Source organism: Corallococcus caeni (assembly GCF_036245865.1).
Taxonomy (GTDB): Bacteria; Myxococcota; Myxococcia; order Myxococcales; family Myxococcaceae; genus Corallococcus; species Corallococcus caeni.
Window position 1 is genome coordinate 51,193 of record NZ_BTTW01000001.1, and the last position, 16,712, is coordinate 67,904.

Below are 16,712 nucleotides of genomic sequence, written 5' to 3' on the forward strand. Positions count from 1 at the left end.
GCGAAGTGCCTGCGGCGGGCACTTGGGCCGTGACAGTCCTTGGGGGGCCTTGCGTTCTTGGGTATAGCGGCGCGCATGCCCACCCTCCTCCTCAGCGCGAAGGACCTGCGCGGCCTGTACACCGTCGAGCTCGGTCTGGAAGCCGTCGAACGTGCCTTCCTGGCCCACGGCCGCGGCGACGCGCTCATGCCCCCCAAGGTGTACCTGTCCCTGCCGAAGTACGACGGCGACTTCCGCGCCATGCCCGCGTTCCTCGACGGCGCGGCCGGCGTGAAGTGGGTCAACGCCCATCCCCACAACCCGCGCAAGCACGGCCTGCCCACGGTGCGCGCCGTCTACATCCTCAGCGATCCGGACACCGCGTCCCCGCTGGCCATCCTGGACGGCACGCTCTTGACGGCATGGCGCACCGGCGCCGCGGGCGGCATCGCGTCCAAGTACCTGGCCAAGAAGAAGCCCCGCACGCTGGGCCTCGTGGGCTGCGGCGTGCAGGCGCGAGTCCTCATCGACGCGCACCGCGCCCTCTTCGGGGACCTGGAGCTGCTCATGGCGGACGTGTCCACCCAGGCCGCCGAAGCCCTCCAGAAGGAGAAGGGCGGCCGCGTGGTGAGCCTCCAGGAAGCCTCCGGCGCGGACATCGTCTGCTCCGCCACGCCCGCGCGCGCCCCAGTGGTCCGCCGCGAGTGGGTCCAGGCCGGCGCCCACATCAACGCCATGGGCGCGGACGCCCCCGGCAAGCAGGAGCTGGATCCGCGCCTGCTCGTCGAAGGGCGCGTCTTCATCGACGACGCGGAGCAGGCCCTCCACTCCGGCGAGGTCAACGTGCCGCTGCACGACGGGCTGATCCAGGCGGAACAGCTCGCCGGTACCCTGGGTGAGGTCGTCGCCGGCCGCAAGCCCGGCCGCACCGGCACCGAGATCACCGTCTTCGACTCCACCGGCCTCGCCGTGCAGGACGTCGCCCTGGCCCGCGCGCTCTACGACGTCGCGCTCGCCCGGGGCGTCGGCCAGAAGTTCGACCTGGTCGAGGACGCCTAAGCGCCCCAGGCCGTCCCCCACCCGGTGCGTCCTCCGCGCAGGGAGGACCCGTCAGGACGCCCGGGTGTGCAGCTGTAGCTGTGAGGCAAAAAAGAGAGCGCTCGCCGGCACCTTGGAGTTTTACCGGCGAGCGCCCCGGGCCGCGTGCCAACTGGCAGGGCCTCGTAAAGTCGCGGGCGGATGTGAAGCGGCTCGAAAGCCTGGCCCCACGCCACCTTCATGTTTCCTGCCGTCCGCCCCGCGTCCCGTGTCTCGGGCCCCGCGCTCGGCGTCCGCTTCCATCAAAACCCCTGCGTCCCCGCGGTGATTCCTGCACCCGCCTGATCCGCCATCACCAGGGTGGGCACGCGCCTGCTCACCGGCAACGCCCGAGGCGCCATTACCACACCCTGCCCGTCAATCTCCACGAAAATCGTGCTATTCCCATCTATAACCCGCGCACACGCGGAGCCCACCGGGGAAAGCACCTCCCCCTTCCTACGAACGCGCCCGCCCCCAATTGCTTGAGGACGGGCGTGGATTCTCCGGATCGGTCTGACATTTCCCGGCCCTGGAGGGCGGGTTTCAGCCTGGGGGCAGCCCTGCCACCTGGCGGTACAGCGTGTCGTGCCGTCGCACCATCTTCTCCAGGGACAGCTCCCGGGCGACGAAGCCCCGAGCGGCCTTGCCCATCTTCCGGGCCTCCTGGGGGTTGGTCAGCAGCCGGCGGAAGGCCTGGGCCAGTTGGGCGGGCCGCTCCGGCTCCACCACCAGGCCGCGCTCGCCGTCGGTGATGAGGTCCGGATTGCCGCCCACCCGCGTCACCACCATGGGCAGCCCGGCCGCCATGCCCTCCATCACCGCGTTGGACATGCCCTCCGCGGTGGAGCACAGGACGCCGAAGGTGGCCTGCCCGTAGAGGGCCGGGACGTCAGCGCGGTGCCCCAGGAAGCGCACCCCGTCCGCCACCCCCAGCTCGTGCGCCATCTTCTCCAGCGCCGGCCGACGCGGCCCGTCTCCCACAAGCCAGGCGTTCAGCCTCGCCCCCTCATGACGCAGCATGGCAAGCGCGAGGAGCAGGTCCTCCTGCCGCTTCACGGGGTGGTTCATGTTGGCGACGTGGATGACCGTGGGCGCGCCACCGGTGTCCGGAATGGCGTCCTTGAGCCCCTCCGCCGCGCGCGCGTCGAAGCGCTGGAGGTCCAGGCCGTTGTGGATGACGGAGATGCGCGCTTCGGGCAGCCCCTCCTCGTGGATGAGCAGCTGGCGGATGGCCTCCGCGTTGGCGACGACGTGGTCCGCCATGCGCGTCATCCGCGCGTGCAGCAGGCGGCGGGCCTTGCCCTGCCAGTGGGACAGGTCCAGGCGGCCGACGATGACCTTCGCGCCCGCGAGCTTCGCGGCCGGCACCGCGACGATGCTGGAGTAGAAGTCGTGCACGTGCACCAGTTGCACGCGGTTGGCCTTCAGCCAGCGGGACATCCGGTGGATCTGGAACAGCGTGTTGGGCTGGAGGAGTGACCCGTTGAGGGAGAACACCTCCGGCGCGTGGCCCAGCTTCCAGACCGAGTCCATCAGCGGCCCCTGGTCCTCCAGCACCGACACCTGCAACCGGTAGCTGGAGGGCAGGCCTCGCAGCAGCTCCAGCACCTGGACCTCGGTGCCGCCAATGTGGAACGACCGGGTGAACTCCACCAGGCGGAGGGGCTCGTGCCCCATCCGCGCATCCTCACGCCGCATGCCCAGACCCCTCCCACGTGGCCACCGGCGCGGTGTTCACCGCCGGCTGCCTCCCCACCGCCAGGGCGCGCTCCCGTGCCTGCGCGATGCGGTGCGCGCTCGCGGCCAGGCCGAAGAGCACGTAGCAGTGCGCGGACAGGATGTACCCAGAGAACAAGTCACAGATGAGGTAGCCCGCCACCGACGCGGACAGCGCCCGGGCCAGCCACCCCATCTCCGAGTCCGCCGACGCGGCCACCGCCCCGCCCACGGCCCCGCCCGAGAACACCAGGAAGCACAGGAGGCCAATCCACCCGAGCTCCCCGATGACGTCGAGGAAGATGTTGTGCGCCACGTAGGCGCGGTGCGCCTCCGGCGGCGCGTACTGGAACCACGCGTAGCGGAAGCCGCCCGCGCCCACGCCCAGCAGCGGCCTGTCCAGGCTCATGCGGCTGGCCACCTGCCACGCGTACACACGGCCCATGGCGGACGCGTCCTCGTGGAACGCCGCCACCGTCTCGTTGCGCTGCCAGAAGCTCTTGGGCGCGAACACCGCCAGGCCCGCGACGAACACCGTGCCCAGCACGATGGCCTGCATGCGGCGCTTCTCGCGGATGGCCCACAGGGCCATCGCCACCGACAGGCCGATGAAGCCGCCGCGCGAGTGCGACAGCACGATGGCCACCACCGCCAGCACCGCGGACACCGCGCACAGCAGGCGGAACACCCACGGGGTGCTCTTGCGCGCGAGGAACGCCACCGCGAGCGGCACCACCAGCACCATGTTCATGGCCATGTGGTTGGGGTCCGCGTACACGCCGACCCAGCGCGAGCGGAAGCCCTCCACCATGTTCTCGCCGACGATGTACCAGTTGATGACGCCAATGGACGTCACGATGGCGCCCAGCACCATCGCGCCGCACACCACCGCCAGCCGCTTGGGGCTGGTGATGACGTTGACGAGCGTCAGGTAGATGGCCGTGAGCTTCAGCAGCTCCACGCCCTGGAAGCGCGTCACCTCCGGATTCACGCTCCACGCCACCGAGCAGAACGCCAGCGACGAGAACGCCAGCAGCGCGATGCCCCGCGAGCCGTCGAAGAAGATGGGCTCCGCCTTGCCGATGCGGCGCATCACCATCAGGCCCGCGCCCAGCCCTGACGTCAGCAGCGCGAGCCGCAGCGGCTCCAGCGCGGGGATCCACTCACCCGGCACCGCGTACATCACCGCCGCGAACCCCGCGAGCATGTAGAAAGACAGTACGTCGCGACGCTGCTCCTGCGCGCCCGGTCCCATGTACCCCACCCCTTCGCTGTCGGTCGCTCGTCCCGTCACACGCGTGCCCCTGGCCCTCGTGGGTTCCCGTCCGTCCGGGGCTTGCCAGGTGGCAAACCCCAACGGCAAACAGCTAGCGGGCAAGGGGCAAAGCAGCGCGCGTGCCAGGGAATGGCAGCGAGGGAGGCCTGTATCTTCAAGCGGTTGCGGGATCACCCCGGACCGCCGGGCCGAGCAAGGCTGAAAAAGCTACGGGACCGGTGCGGTCTCCATCGGTAGGACCGCGGAGGCGATCACGTCCAGGCGCCCCTCGCGCAGCCACGCCGGGCCCAGCTCCGACAGCAGGCGCGCCAGCGTGGAGTTCACCACCCGACGCAGCTCCTCGCGCGCCGCTTCCGGCACCGCGGGCGACAGCGCCGCCACCGCGCGCTCCGCCGCGCTCGCCCGCAGGCGGGGGGACTCCGGGGTGCCCTCGAAGAGGCGCTGCCCCAGCTCCGCGGTGCGCCCCAGCGGCACGGGCCGCACGTCCACGCGCTCCTCCAGCACGGCCATGGAGACGCCGGCCGCCCACAGCCGCTCCACGCCCAGCACGTCCAGCGACACGCCGAAGCGCGCCAGCACGGTGCGCGCCGCGTCCTCCGTACCGCCCAGGAGCGCGCCCAGCGCCGCCACCTGGCCCTCCGCGCGCGCGAGCAGCGCCTCCGAACCGGCCACCTCGCGCAGGGAGCGGAACGGCACGGCCTCCGCGCCGGGGACGCGCAGCGCCCTGCGGGGGCGCTTGCGGCGGAGGGCCTCCAGCGCGGCGGCCTCCTCCGGGAGCACCAGCGGCACGTCGTCCAGCTTCACGAAGGGCACCTTGAAGAGGCGGTCCGCGCGGTACTTGAGCTGGAGCGTCAGCGTGAAGCCCACCTGGAAGACGCGGCGCAGGGGCGTGTCGCGCAGCACCTCTGGCGCCTTCGCGGGGGCGGCACCCGTCAAGTGCTCCAGGCCCAACGACAGGTAGTCGCGCACCCATTCCCCCACGCGGCGCACGGCGTCCAGGTCGCCCGGGTCGCCCAGCTCCGCGACGAGCACGGCGTTGGCCACCTCCCGCAGCTCGTCCTCCGCGTTCATCCGCTCCACGTCGGACAGGTCCCGGAAGGCCGCCTCCAGGTAGTCCACGTGGCCGCCCGTGGCGGTGAGCGCGGGCGTCCCGGAAGACGTGGGGCGCGGCGGCACGTCCACGCGGCTGAAGAGGGACAGGGCGTCCTCCAGCGAGGGGAAGCCCAGGTCGGCGAGGCGCGCGCGGCGGAACTGGAACGCGGTCTCCTCCAGCTCGGAGGGGATCTCCCAGCGCACGGCCTCGAAGAGGCGCACCGCTTCGAAGGGGTTCTGCGCGATGAGGTCGTTGAGGAGCGCGCGCATGGCGGACATCTCCACGCCCTCCACCTTCAGCTCCACCAGGTAGCGGCCCTCCGGGGTCTCCAGCGTCATCCCCTGCGGGTTGACGTCCGGGTTCTCCTCCAGGTCGTGGACGACGGTGAACTCCTTGAGGAGCGTCTCCACCACCTCCAGGTCCACCGCGTGCACCTTGCGAAGGAAGTCCTCCGGCTCGTCCCCGCGCGCGGCGCGCAGCCAGGTGAGCACCGCGTGCGGGTCCAGCTTGTCCTTCGCCCAGCCGCCCAGGTCCACGAAGGTGCGGAACTGCGCGGGGGACGCCAGCTGCACGAGCTCCGTCGTGTCCGCCAGCCCCACCTCCTGGATGGTGACGTAGAGGTCCTCCGCCGGCAGCGAGCGCACCAGCGCCGCCGTGTCCTCCGCGTCGAAGAGCGCCGCCACCCGCTGGCGCGGGGACAGGCGCATCAACCGCTGACGCTCCTCGCGGGGCGCGAGGGGCGAACCACCACCATTCGTCTTGCCGTTCTGGGACACGCCGGGGGTGCTACCACAGCGCGCCCGGCCCCGGCAGCCTCAGACGCGGGTGGCCTTGCCGAAGGTGTCCAGCAGCGTGCCCCACACCTCCTCCACGCCCAGCTTCTCCGTGGAGGAGAACGGGATGACCGCCTCGCGGGGCAGCTCCAACTGCTCCGCCAGCTTCTGCAACCGGGGCTTGCGCTGCGCCTTCGTCAGCCGGTCCACCTTGGTGGCCACGACGAGGATGCGGCGGTTGTGCTCCTGGAGGTAGTCCAGCGTCTGCAGGTCCTCCGGCGTGGGGCCCACCTCCGCGTCGATGATGCTCACCACCACCTCCAACCGGTGCCGGTTCTTGAGGTAGGTGGTGATCATCTCCTGCCACTGGGCCTTGTCCGCCTTGCTCGCCTTGGCGAAGCCGTAGCCGGGCAGGTCCGCCAGGCGCACCGTGTGGCGCACGCCGTCGCGGTCCAGGTCCACGTCGAAGAAGTTGAGCGTGCGGGTGCGCCCCGGCGTGTTGGACACGCGCACCAGCTTCCGCCGGTTCGTCAGGGCGTTGATCATGGACGACTTGCCGACGTTGGAGCGGCCGACGAAGGCCACCTCCGCGGCGTGGTCCGTGGGCAGTCCCTTGAGCTCCACGGCGGTGGTGACGAAGCGGGCGTCGATGATCTTGATCAAGCGGGGGTCACTTACTTCTTCGCCGTGGCGGGAGCCGGCGTCGTGGGGGCAGGGGTCGCGTCCGCGCGGGTCTGCTTGCGGGCACGTTCAGCGGACCAGTGGTCGATGGCCTTCAGCGCTTCCTTGAAATCGAACGGACGCAGGGACGGCGAGGACGCGTCATGGCAGGTGCGGCACTGCTTCTCCGACGGGTCCACCAGCCCCACCAGCCGCGCCAGCTCCGGGTCCTTCATCACGTAGGACGGAGAGTAGTACTGCCCGCCGCCGTGGCACGTCTCACAGGTGACGGCCGACAGCTGCTGCTCCGCCTGGTCCGGCGCGTGGCAGGACAGGCAGCGCGCGTCCTTCTTCTGCCCCTCCGCCAGCGTCTCCGTCGCACGGGCGTGCTTGGACTTCATCCACGCGTCGTACGCCTCCGGGTGGCAGCCCTTGCAGCTGTCGGGACCCGTGAAGTCCGCGGCGCCAGCGAGGCCACCACACACGGCGAGCAGGAGGGCGGAAAAGACCCGGAAGGCACGAGAAGACATGCCTTGAGCACGTAGCAGAGGCCCCTGGAGGGGGCAAGGCGTCTCGTTCGTGATTGAATACCGGGTGGACAGGTGCGTGGCTTGAGGTAACGGACCTTGAGGCGTGCCTGCCTGATCCGCTAGGGAGGAGTCGAGATGCGGACCCCCGTGATTGCCGTCCTGTTCGCCGTTGCCGTCCTTGCCGTCTCCCTGCCTGCTTCCGCCAAGCCGTGGCAGGGCATCGAGCCCGGGTCCTCCAAGAAGGAGGACGTAGTGAAGAAGTTCGGGGAGCCGTCCCGGACCATGAGCCAAGACGGCAAGGAGATCCTGGCCTACTTCGCCAAGGAGGCGATCAAGGGCACCACCCAGGCCCAGTTCAAGGTGGACCCGGCCACCCAGCAGGTGGAGCGCATCGACGTGTTCCCCGCGCCCGTCATCGAGAAGGACACCATCGAGAACAGCTACGGCCCCGCGTGCCCGGCCGGCGCCATGCCCGCCACGCCCTGCTACCTGCGCAAGCTCACGGACGACTTCCGCACCTACTTCCTCTACGTGAAGCTGGGCGTGGCCATCTTCTTCAACGAGGACGGCAAGACGGTGCAGTCCTTCGTCTTCACCACGCCCAAGGCCGCGAAGTAGCCCGTGCACGTCTTCGGCCTGACGGGTGGCATCGCCTCCGGCAAGAGCACGGTGAGCCGGATGCTGCGGGAACTGGGCGCGCGCGTGCTGGACGCGGACGTGCTCGCCCGGGAGGTGGTGGAGCCCGGCACGCCCGGCCTCACGCGCATCGCGGAGCGCTTCCCCGGCGTGGTGGGCCCCGACGGCCGCCTGGACCGGGTGAAGCTGGGCGCGCACATCTTCGCGGACCCCGCGGAGAGGGCCGCCCTCAACGCCATCGTGCACCCGGAGGTGCGCGCCCTCTTCCTCCAGAAGCTCCAGGCGCTGGAGGCGGAGGGCGTCACCCACGTCGTCTACGACGTCCCGCTGCTCATCGAGACGGGGCTGCACTCGGCCATGGAGGGCGTGGCCGTGGTGTGGGTGCCGCGCGAGGCGCAGAAGGCGCGGCTGATGGCGCGCGACGGCCTGGACGCGGCCCAGGCGGAGGCGCGGCTCCAGGCGCAGATGGCGCTGGACGACAAGCGCGCGCACGCGACGTGGGTCATCGACAACAGCGGGGCCCCCGAGGCCACCCGCCCCCAGGTGGAAGCCGTGTGGCGGGCGATGCTCGCGCACGGCTGACGGGCGGTTATGCTGCGCCGCGCATGAGCGAGACGTCGAAGACGCGGCACGACAGGCCCGGCACCTACTTCATCACCGGGTACCCGGGGTTCATCGGCAAGCGGCTGGTGGAGCACATCGCGCGGGAGGACCCGCAGGGGCTCATCTACGCGCTCGTGCAGCCCAAGGCCTTCAAGGAGGCGCAGGCGCTCGCGGCGAAGGTCACGGGCGCGCGCGTGGAGCTGCTCACCGGTGACGCGGTGGACATGCACCTGGGCCTGTCCGGCGAGGAGTACCAGCGCCTGTGCGAACAGGTGACGGACATCTTCCACCTGGCCGCGGTGTCACAGCTGGGCGTGCCCAAGGAGACCGCGTGGCGGGTGAACGTGGACGGCACGCGCAACCTGCTGGAGCTGGCGCGCGACTGCGAGCACCTCTCGCGCTTCAACCACTTCTCCACCTGCTACGTGTCCGGCGACCGCGTGGGCGTCATCGCCGAGGACGAGCTGGACCGGGGCCAGGCCTTCCGCAACGCCTACGAGGAGACGAAGTTCCAGGCGGAGCGGCTGGTGCAGCGCGCGGCGGCCACCCTCCCCGTCACCATCTTCCGGCCGTCCAGCGTGGTGGGTGACTCGCGCACGGGCGAAATCGACCGCTTCGAGGGCCCGTACTACCTGGGCATCCTGCTCGTCACGTCCCCGCTGGTGGTGCCGCTGCCGCTGCCGGGCAACGGCGTCGCGCCGCTCAACGTGGTGCCAGTGGACTTCGTGGTGGAGGCCGTGTGGCGGCTGTCGCGGGACGCGCGGGCCCAGGGGCGCACCTTCCACCTGGTGGACCCCAACCCCATGAGCGCGCGGCGCGTGTACGAGCTCATCGCGGAGAAGGCCCACAAGCGGCTGCCGCGCTTCAACCTGTCCGCGCGCGCCGCGGACGTGATGCTGCGGCTGCCCGTGCTGGAGAAGCTGGCGCGGCCGCAGCGCGCCGCCATCAGCTACGTGAACCACCTGGCCATCTACAATTGTCACAACACACTGGAGCTGCTGGACGGCACCGGCGTGCGCTGCCCACCGCTGTCGTCGTATCTGGATCAGCTCGTCGCCTACGTGCGTGAGCAATACAAGCAGCGCAAGGAGGGCGCGGAGGTGGAGGATCCGCTCGACCACGGACCGCTGCCTTCCCCCGACGAAGTCTCGGCGCCCCGTTCGCGCCGCTGAGCAGGGTTCGCGCCCGGGCGCAAGGTGCGGCGCGGCGCCCGTCACGCGCTCGCGCCCGCCTGGCTGCTACGGCTTATTCCAGACTGACAATTGTTACTGGGTTGCTAACGCAAAGTTGCAGGGGCCCCCCTCTTTTCAACGAAACAGTGTCCTGGTTAGCATGCGCTCCCACTGAACCTGGCGCGGTGAACACAACCGCGCCTGCGAGAGTGGGTTGGAGCGCAGCGCTTGCCGGAGACCGTTGACAGTCGATTCGAGTGGGCCGCCCCGGGTTCGGGTGTGACGCCCCGGCTGTCCGGCCTGTCGAAGCGCCCCGCGCCCTCCCTTTTCGTGTTTCACGCCAGGCCTTTCCACGCGGGTCCCCGCCTTCGCGTCGTCGATGCGACCTCTGGCGTTGGGAAGCGTTCCCTATCGGGCTGTCGTCCACCCACGGCCCACCATCCGTAAGGGGAGGCTCGCCGCCCCCGGCGGTCCTCTCCCCATGCAGTCGTCGTGTCTCGCGGTTCCGTCACTCGCAGTCCCCCTCGTCCGGCAGTTCATCACCCCCAAGAAGGAAGGCGCATGCGTCTCAGGGAAAAGCTGTTGACCAGTCTGCTGCTGGTGCCCGTCGCGGGTACCAGCGCGTGGGCCAAGGAGCGGTCGAACTTCGACGCGTTCCTGGAGCAGCGGGAGTCCCGCCCGCTGTCCGTGGATTCCGCCGCGGCCGCGTCGCGCGGTCTCCGCATCGAGCAGACCGAGCAGCGGCTCGGCGTGCCCACGTTCGCGTGGGCGGCCCAGGACGGTGCGCAGTCCAAGTCGGTCATCCGCTCCGGCATGACGGCGGAAGCCGCGGCGCGCGCGCACCTGCAGAACGTGGCGGACAGCTACCGGCTGTCGCGCACGGACGTCGCGGGCGCCACGCTGCGCTCGGTGCATGACACGGGCAAGGGCGCGATCGTCGCCACGTTCCACCAGACGGTGAACGGCATCCCGGTCTTCCGCAACGAGGTCAAGGTCATCATGGGCCAGGACCAGCGCCTGGTGGCCGTGAGCGGCTACCTGGCCCCGTCCGAGCTCACGCAGGCCGCCCGCGCCAAGTCCCGCACCGGCGCCTTCAGCCTGGGTGCCGCGGACGCGGTCGCCTCCGCGTTCAAGGACATGACGGGCTCCAGCGCGCCGGCGTCGTCGTTCGTCAACGCCGGCACGAAGGGGGACCACACCTTCTTCGCGCTGAACCCCTCCGCGAAGGCCGCGCTGCCGCAGGACCTGGTCTCCCCCGCTCGCGCCCGGCAGGTGTTCTTCACGATGGCGGACGGCCTTGAGCCCGCCTGGTACGTGGAGGTCAACGCCGGCCCCAAGGCCTCGCGCTCCAGCGACTACTACGGCTACGTCATCTCCGCGACCACGGGCCAGGTGCTCTTCCGCAACAACCTGACCGTGGACGTGGCCGCCGAGCCCTTCACGTACAAGGTCTACGCGGACGCGGCGGCGCCGTACGTGCCCGAGGACGGTCCCCAGGGCAACGACATGACGCCCCACCCCACGGGCATCCCGGACGGCTCGCAGGGTCCGCTGGGCCGCGCGGCGAAGGACATCACCATCACGAACGTGCCGTTCACGCACAACGACCCGTGGCTGCCCAACAACGCCACGGTGACCACGGGTAACAACGTGGACGCGTACGCGGACCTGGAGCTGCCGGACGGCTACCAGCCCGGCTCGGCGGACATCCGGCCGACGGTCACCTCGGAGCGGACCTTCGGGTACGTCTACGACACCTCCATCGCCCCGGACGCGAACACCACGCAGGCCAAGGCGGCGGTGGTCAACCTCTTCTTCGTCAACAACTTCCTGCACGACTGGTTCTACGACGCCGGCTTCGACGAGGCCTCGGGCAACGCCCAGTCCATCAACTACGGCCGTGGCGGCGTGGAGGGTGACCCCATCCAGGCGCAGGGCCTGGACAGCAGCGGCCGCAACAACGCGAACATGAGCACGCCGTCCGACGGTGCTTCGCCGCGCATGCAGATGTACCTGTTCACCGGCACGCCGGAGCTCTCCGTGGGGTCCCCGGCGGCCATCGCGGGCATCTACGAGGCGGCCTCGGCCAGCTATGGCCCCGCGAGCTACGACGTCACGGGTGACATCAAGAGTCCTCTTCCGGACGACCCCAACAAGCTCGGCTGCGCCGCGTTCCCCGTGGACTACTTCAAGGGGAAGATCGCACTCATCGATCGCGGCACGTGCAACTTCGTCGTGAAGTCGCGCTTCGCCCACGAGGCGGGTGCGCTCGCCACCATCATCGGCAATAACGCCCCTGGCAGCCCCGCGGGCATGGCCGGCAACGGCGTGGACGACCCGTTCGTCACGACGCCGTCGCTGATGATCTCCCAGGCCGCGGCGGCGGCCTGGCGGGCCCAGCTGGCGAACGGCGCGGTCAACGTGACGCTGCGCAAGTCCCCCAAGGAGGACCGCGACGGCACGCTGGACAACGCGGTCATCGCGCACGAGTGGGGCCACTACATCTCCAACCGCCTCATCGGCAACGCGGCCGGCCTGTCGAACAACCAGGGCCGCTCCATGGGCGAGGGCTGGGGTGACTTCACCGCCCAGCTGATGCAGGTGCGCGCGGAGGACGTCACCAAGACCGGCAACGGCCAGTGGCAGGGCGTCTACGGCGACGCGGGCTGGGTCAGCAGCGGTGGCCGCAACCAGGGCTACTACTTCGGCCTGCGCCGGCTGCCCTACACGACGGACCTGACCAAGAACGCGCTGTCGCTGAAGCACATCGCCAACGGCACCGCGCTTCCCTCCAACGCGAACACGACCTACCTGGCGGGGCAGCGTAACAGCGAGGTCCACAACTCCGGTGAGATCTGGGCCTCCATGCTGTGGGAGTGCTACGCGAGCCTCCTCAACGCCCACCCGTTCCAGGAGGCCCAGGACCGGATGAAGCGCTACCTCGTCGCCGCGTACAAGGCGACGCCGAACGCGCCCACCTTCCTGGAGGCGCGCGACGCCGTCCTCGCGGTGGCGGCGGCCAGCGACCCGGCCGACTACAGCCGCTTCGTGGCGGCCTTCGCCAAGCGCGGCGCGGGCTTCGGCGCCAAGGTGCCGGACCGCAATTCGTGGGACCACGTCGGCGTGGTGGAGAGCAAGGTCACGGGCAACACGATCGAGGTCACCGGCCTGAGCCTGGATGACAGCCGGTCCGGCTGCGACAAGGACGGCGTGCTCGACGTGGGCGAGGAAGGCCTGCTGCACCTGACCGTGCGCAACGTGGGCGGCGGCGCGCTGGGGTCCTTCACGGGCACCCTCAGCACCACCAGCACCACCGCGACGGTGGCCTTCCCGGCTGGAACCACCGTGACCGTGCCGGCGCTGGCGCGCGGCGCGGAGGCGAAGATCACCGTGCCGGTGTCCCTGACCGCCGTGTCCGGGGCCGGTGCCACCGCCAAGCTGAAGATCGTCTTCGACGAGGCCAGCCTGCCTGCCGCGGCGAAGACCGTGTCGTTCGACCCGCGCGTCAACTACGACGACGTGCCGGCGTCCGGCACGACGGAGTACTTCAAGACCGGCCTGAGCGCGTGGACGGTGTCGGATAACTACACCGCGGGCGGTGACTGGAAGGTCATCCAGCTGGGCACCGACAGCATCGCGCACGCCGACGACGCCAACGCCCCGGGCGAGATGACCCTCACGAGCCCCTGGCTGACGCTGAGCGCGACGGAGGGCTTCTACTTCGGCTACTACTTCCGCCACTCCTTCGAGTCTGACTACACGGCGGCCACGACTCCGTTTGACGGCGCCACCGTGGAGTACAGCATCAACGGCGTGTCATGGACGAACCTGAACACGCTCACCGCGCAGGTGCCGACCGTCAAGCCGAAGTACTACGCGGCCGCCATCTCCACGGGCGGCGGCAACCCCATCGAGGGGCAGCGCGCCTACGCTCTCACGTCGGCCGGGTTCCCCAGCTTCAACGGGGAGGACTTCGACTTCGGGGACTACTTCCAGAAGCAGGGCATCATGCGCGTCAAGCTGCGCTTCCGCGTGGGTGCGGACGCGGGCCAGGGGGCGTACGGCATCGACATCGCGGAGCCCACGATCGAGGGCGCGACCCCGGTGTTCTCGTCGCAGGTGGACCAGCCGACGACCGCGGGCGCGTGCAACCAGCGCCCGGTGGCGCACGCTGGCGTCGCGCAGGTGGTGCCCGAGTTCACGACCGTGAACGGCCAGCAGCAGCGCACCACGGTGACCCTCAACGGCACGGGCAGCTTCGACCCGGACGCCGCTTCGGGTGACGTGCTCACGTACCAGTGGACGCAGGTGGGCGGCCAGGCTCCGGTGACGCTGACCGGCGCGGACACCGCCACGCCGACCTTCGTGACGGACGTCGCCTTCACCCAGTACCTCACCTTCCAGCTGGTGGTGACGGACGCGCAGGGCAAGACGAGCCTCCCGAAGACGGTCGACATCGGCGTGAACAACATCAACCGCGCCCCGGTCGTCGTGGCCACCGCGACGGAGTCGGTGAACGAGGGCGGGACGGCGGAGCTGGACGCTTCCGGCTCCACGGATCCGGACGGTCAGGCGCTCACCTACGCCTGGGCGCAGACCGCCGGTGACGTGCAGGCGACGCTGACCAACGCCAACACGGCCAAGGCCACGTTCACGGCGCCGGAAGTGACGGAGGACACGCAGCTGACCTTCACGGTCACGGTGTCCGACGGCGCGGCCTCCACCAAGAAGTCCGTGGCGGTGACGGTGAAGAACGTCAACCGTCCGCCGGTGGTGGACGCTGGCGCGGATCAGGAAGTGGCGGCCCGCGCGGAGGTGACGCTGTCCGGCACCGCCACGGACGCCGAGGGTGACGCCATCACCTACGCCTGGACCCAGGTGAGCGGCACGACGGTGACGCTGTCCGGGGCCGACACGGCCACCGCGAAGTTCACCGCCCCCAACGTGGCCGCGGACGAGGAGCTGTCGTTCCGCCTCACCGTGACGGCCGGTGGCGAGTCCGCCTCCGACCTGGTCAACGTGAAGGTCAGCGTGGACAACCGCGCCCCCACCGTGTCCGGCACCACCAGCACCGCGACCGAGGGCGACAAGGTGAGCATCACCACCAACGCCAAGGATCCGGACGGTGACGCGCTCACCTACGCCTGGACCCAGACGGGCGGCCCGTCCGTGACCCTCACGGGCGCCAACACGGCCAAGCTGGAGTTCACCGCGCCGCAGGTGAAGTCCGACACGGACCTCACCTTCAGCCTCACGGTCACGGACACCCACGGCGCGTCCGCCGGTCCGGCGACCTACACGGTGAAGGTGAAGAACAAGGGCGGCGGCTGCTCGTCCACGGGCGGCTCCGCGGGCGGCATGGCGCCGCTGATGGCGCTGTTCGCGGCGATGGCGCTCGCGCGCCGTCGCAAGGCGTAAGCCGGCGCTTCGTCCTGAAGCCCTGAAGTGACGGGGGCGGTCCTCACGTGAGTGGGGGCCGCCCCTTCTTCGTTTCCTGCGGTAGGCTCGCGCGCCTCATGGCACGCACGTTCCAGGTGGGAGACACCTTCACCCACGTCCGCCAATGCGACCGGCTGCGGCCGGTGTATTACGCGGGCGCTTCCGGGGACTACAACCCCATCCACATTGACCCGGAGGTGGGGAAGCTCGCCGGCTTCAACGGCGTCATCCTCCAGGGGCTCTGCACGCTGGGCTGGGCCGTGGAGGCCGTGGCCGTCTTCGTGGGCGACCCGGGCCGGGTGCGCCGCGTGAAGGTGCGCTTCTCCCGGCCGGTCCTCCCCGAGGACACCGTCACCTTCCAGGGCCGCGTCACCGCCGTCGAGGACGGCCGGCTGACGACGGAAGTCACCGCCACCAACCAGCGCGGCGAGCCCGTCCTCCGGGGCGCCGTCGTCGAAACCTCGCTCGGATAGCCATGGCCCTGGACCCCAAGTTCGTCGGCCGTGCGTACGGCCCCTTCACCTACGAAATCGGCCGGGAGAAGCTGCGCGAGTTCTCCCTCATCCTCGGCGGCTCCGTGCCCTCCGCGGGCACCTTCGGCGAGCCGCCGGAGCACGTGAGCCCCCTGCTCTACTCGCAGGAGGCGGCGCAGGCGGGCCCCTACGGCGACATCATCGCCTTCCCCAGCTTCGCGGTGGTGTTCGCCATCCGCCCCTTCAGCGCCGCCATCGCGGACCCGGAGCTGGGCGTGGACCGCGTGCGGCTGGTGCACGGGGAGCAGGAGTTGGAGTTCCTGGGCGTGATGCGCCCCGGGGACGTGCTCACCACCACGGGCCAGATTTCAGAGCTGTACCGCAAGGCCGGGATGGACTTCCTCGTCGTCACCACGGAGACGCGCAACGCGAAGGGCGAGCCCGTGGTGCGCGGCGTCTGGACGGCCGTCATCCGCCCCGCGTGACGTAGAGAAGCAGCGCGGCCTACTCGCCGGGGGCGATGATGCCCTCGTCGAGCAGCTGCGCGAGGATGCGCGCGGTGTCCAGGCGCGACATGCCCGACAGCGCGAAGAGGTCGTCGAAGCTCACCGCGCCGTCAATCTGCGCCAGCACGAAGCCCGCGCGGTGGTCCAGGTTGAGCCAGATGATGTCGTCCGGCTGCAACCGCACGCGTGGCATGCGGTTCAGGTCCCCCAGCCGGGCCTCCAGCATGGACACCAGGATGCGCTCGCTGCGGTCGCGCAGCGCCTCCACGCGAGGGTTCTCCGGCGCCAGCGACTGCGCCCGGCGCAAGAGCTCCACCGCGCCGGAGTGGTCATCCAGCGCCAGCAGGTCCTCCGCGCCCCGCAGCAGGCTCTCCACCTCCGAGCCCTCCGGCAGCCCGCCCGCCGGGGTGAAGGTGTCCGGCAGCCCGAACTCCTGCGTGCGGTGCGCCTCCGCGATGAGGTCCAGCGCGTCCCCGCGCATCCCCGTCCCTTCGGGAAGGCTCACGGAGTCCCGTAGGGCGACCTCCACCGGGCCCGGTGTGGAGGGGCCGGCCCAGGCGCCCCAGTCCACCTCCTGGTCGGGGCTCGCCAGGTTCCACCCGGTATCCCCCCCGTGCTCCGCCGGGCCGTCCCGCCCCAGCAGCCGGCGCGCGCGCGCGTTGCCGGGGTCCAGCTCCAGGGCCCTCGCGAACAGCTTCTCCGCGCCGGCCATGTCGCCACTCAGTCGCAACAGCAACCCGGCTTCGACCAGCGCCTTGGCCCGGAGCGCGTTCATG

At 70.5% G+C, this 16,712-nt stretch carries 13 protein-coding genes; 7 read left to right on the top strand and 6 right to left on the bottom strand.

All coding sequences use genetic code 11. The annotated features are described in order from the left end of the window. The first annotated feature begins 75 nt into the window (after positions 1–75). A complete protein-coding gene (locus tag AABA78_RS00245) occupies positions 76–1,038 on the top strand; it encodes an ornithine cyclodeaminase family protein (protein ID WP_338261054.1) in 963 nt (320 codons plus the stop codon). A 564-nt stretch (positions 1,039–1,602) separates the two neighbouring features. Here the strand turns inward: AABA78_RS00245 and AABA78_RS00250 are convergent. The 5 genes from AABA78_RS00250 to AABA78_RS00270 all read right to left on the bottom strand — a co-directional run bounded on the left by AABA78_RS00250 (position 1,603) and on the right by AABA78_RS00270 (position 7,107). Further along, positions 1,603–2,757, bottom strand: coding sequence for a glycosyltransferase (locus AABA78_RS00250; protein ID WP_338261055.1), 1,155 nt, complete (start codon positions 2,755–2,757; stop codon positions 1,603–1,605). Next, positions 2,747–4,030: an O-antigen ligase family protein gene (locus AABA78_RS00255; RefSeq protein WP_338261056.1), complete on the bottom strand. Its 1,284-nt coding sequence runs from the start codon at positions 4,028–4,030 to the stop codon at positions 2,747–2,749. The genes AABA78_RS00250 and AABA78_RS00255 overlap by 11 nt, the downstream gene beginning before the upstream one ends. A gap of 228 nt (positions 4,031–4,258) precedes the next feature. After that, positions 4,259–5,920, bottom strand: a complete 1,662-nt coding sequence (locus tag AABA78_RS00260) for a DUF6178 family protein (RefSeq protein ID WP_338261057.1) — start codon at positions 5,918–5,920, stop codon at positions 4,259–4,261. 39 nt (positions 5,921–5,959) lie between these two features. Further along, positions 5,960–6,580: a ribosome biogenesis GTP-binding protein YihA/YsxC gene (gene yihA / locus AABA78_RS00265; protein WP_171413497.1), complete on the bottom strand. Its 621-nt coding sequence runs from the start codon at positions 6,578–6,580 to the stop codon at positions 5,960–5,962. A gap of 11 nt (positions 6,581–6,591) precedes the next feature. Beyond that, positions 6,592–7,107, bottom strand: coding sequence for a multiheme c-type cytochrome (locus AABA78_RS00270; RefSeq protein WP_120525928.1), 516 nt, complete (start codon positions 7,105–7,107; stop codon positions 6,592–6,594). Positions 7,108–7,242: 135 nt separating this feature from the next. Here AABA78_RS00270 and AABA78_RS00275 point away from each other — a divergent pair, with 135 nt between their 5' ends. From AABA78_RS00275 to AABA78_RS00300, 6 genes are all read left to right on the top strand, one after another. Then, a complete protein-coding gene (locus AABA78_RS00275; RefSeq protein WP_171413496.1) occupies positions 7,243–7,725 on the top strand; it encodes a hypothetical protein in 483 nt (160 codons plus the stop codon). Positions 7,726–7,728: 3 nt separating this feature from the next. After that, entirely contained in the window at positions 7,729–8,325 is a 597-nt protein-coding gene (gene coaE / locus AABA78_RS00280) for a dephospho-CoA kinase (RefSeq protein ID WP_338261058.1), read from the top strand. A gap of 23 nt (positions 8,326–8,348) precedes the next feature. Then, a complete protein-coding gene (locus AABA78_RS00285; protein ID WP_338261059.1) occupies positions 8,349–9,518 on the top strand; it encodes an SDR family oxidoreductase in 1,170 nt (389 codons plus the stop codon). A gap of 561 nt (positions 9,519–10,079) precedes the next feature. Further along, entirely contained in the window at positions 10,080–14,936 is a 4,857-nt protein-coding gene (locus tag AABA78_RS00290; RefSeq protein WP_338261060.1) for a myxosortase-dependent M36 family metallopeptidase, read from the top strand. Positions 14,937–15,034: 98 nt separating this feature from the next. Next, entirely contained in the window at positions 15,035–15,430 is a 396-nt protein-coding gene (locus AABA78_RS00295; RefSeq protein ID WP_338261061.1) for a MaoC family dehydratase, read from the top strand. A 2-nt stretch (positions 15,431–15,432) separates the two neighbouring features. Further along, positions 15,433–15,915 (top strand): FAS1-like dehydratase domain-containing protein, encoded by a 483-nt coding sequence (locus AABA78_RS00300; protein ID WP_338261062.1) that lies wholly within the window; start codon positions 15,433–15,435, stop codon positions 15,913–15,915. Positions 15,916–15,934: 19 nt separating this feature from the next. Here the strand turns inward: AABA78_RS00300 and AABA78_RS00305 are convergent, their stop codons facing one another. After that, positions 15,935–16,711, bottom strand: a complete 777-nt coding sequence (locus AABA78_RS00305; RefSeq protein ID WP_171413490.1) for a tetratricopeptide repeat protein — start codon at positions 16,709–16,711, stop codon at positions 15,935–15,937. Between the last annotated feature and the right edge of the window lies 1 nt (position 16,712).

Bases quoted from the DNA above. Each gene is read 5' to 3' on its own strand.
- AABA78_RS00245 (WP_338261054.1), top strand. From the start codon at position 76: ATGCCCACCCTCCTCCTCAGCGCGAAGGACCTGCGCGGCCTGTACACC.
- AABA78_RS00250 (WP_338261055.1), bottom strand. From the start codon at position 2,757: ATGCGGCGTGAGGATGCGCGGATGGGGCACGAGCCCCTCCGCCTGGTG.
- AABA78_RS00255 (WP_338261056.1), bottom strand. From the start codon at position 4,030: ATGGGACCGGGCGCGCAGGAGCAGCGTCGCGACGTACTGTCTTTCTAC.
- AABA78_RS00270 (WP_120525928.1), bottom strand. From the start codon at position 7,107: ATGTCTTCTCGTGCCTTCCGGGTCTTTTCCGCCCTCCTGCTCGCCGTG.
- AABA78_RS00275 (WP_171413496.1), top strand. From the start codon at position 7,243: ATGCGGACCCCCGTGATTGCCGTCCTGTTCGCCGTTGCCGTCCTTGCC.
- AABA78_RS00285 (WP_338261059.1), top strand. From the start codon at position 8,349: ATGAGCGAGACGTCGAAGACGCGGCACGACAGGCCCGGCACCTACTTC.
- AABA78_RS00290 (WP_338261060.1), top strand. From the start codon at position 10,080: ATGCGTCTCAGGGAAAAGCTGTTGACCAGTCTGCTGCTGGTGCCCGTC.
- AABA78_RS00295 (WP_338261061.1), top strand. From the start codon at position 15,035: ATGGCACGCACGTTCCAGGTGGGAGACACCTTCACCCACGTCCGCCAA.
- AABA78_RS00300 (WP_338261062.1), top strand. From the start codon at position 15,433: ATGGCCCTGGACCCCAAGTTCGTCGGCCGTGCGTACGGCCCCTTCACC.
- AABA78_RS00305 (WP_171413490.1), bottom strand. From the start codon at position 16,711: ATGAACGCGCTCCGGGCCAAGGCGCTGGTCGAAGCCGGGTTGCTGTTG.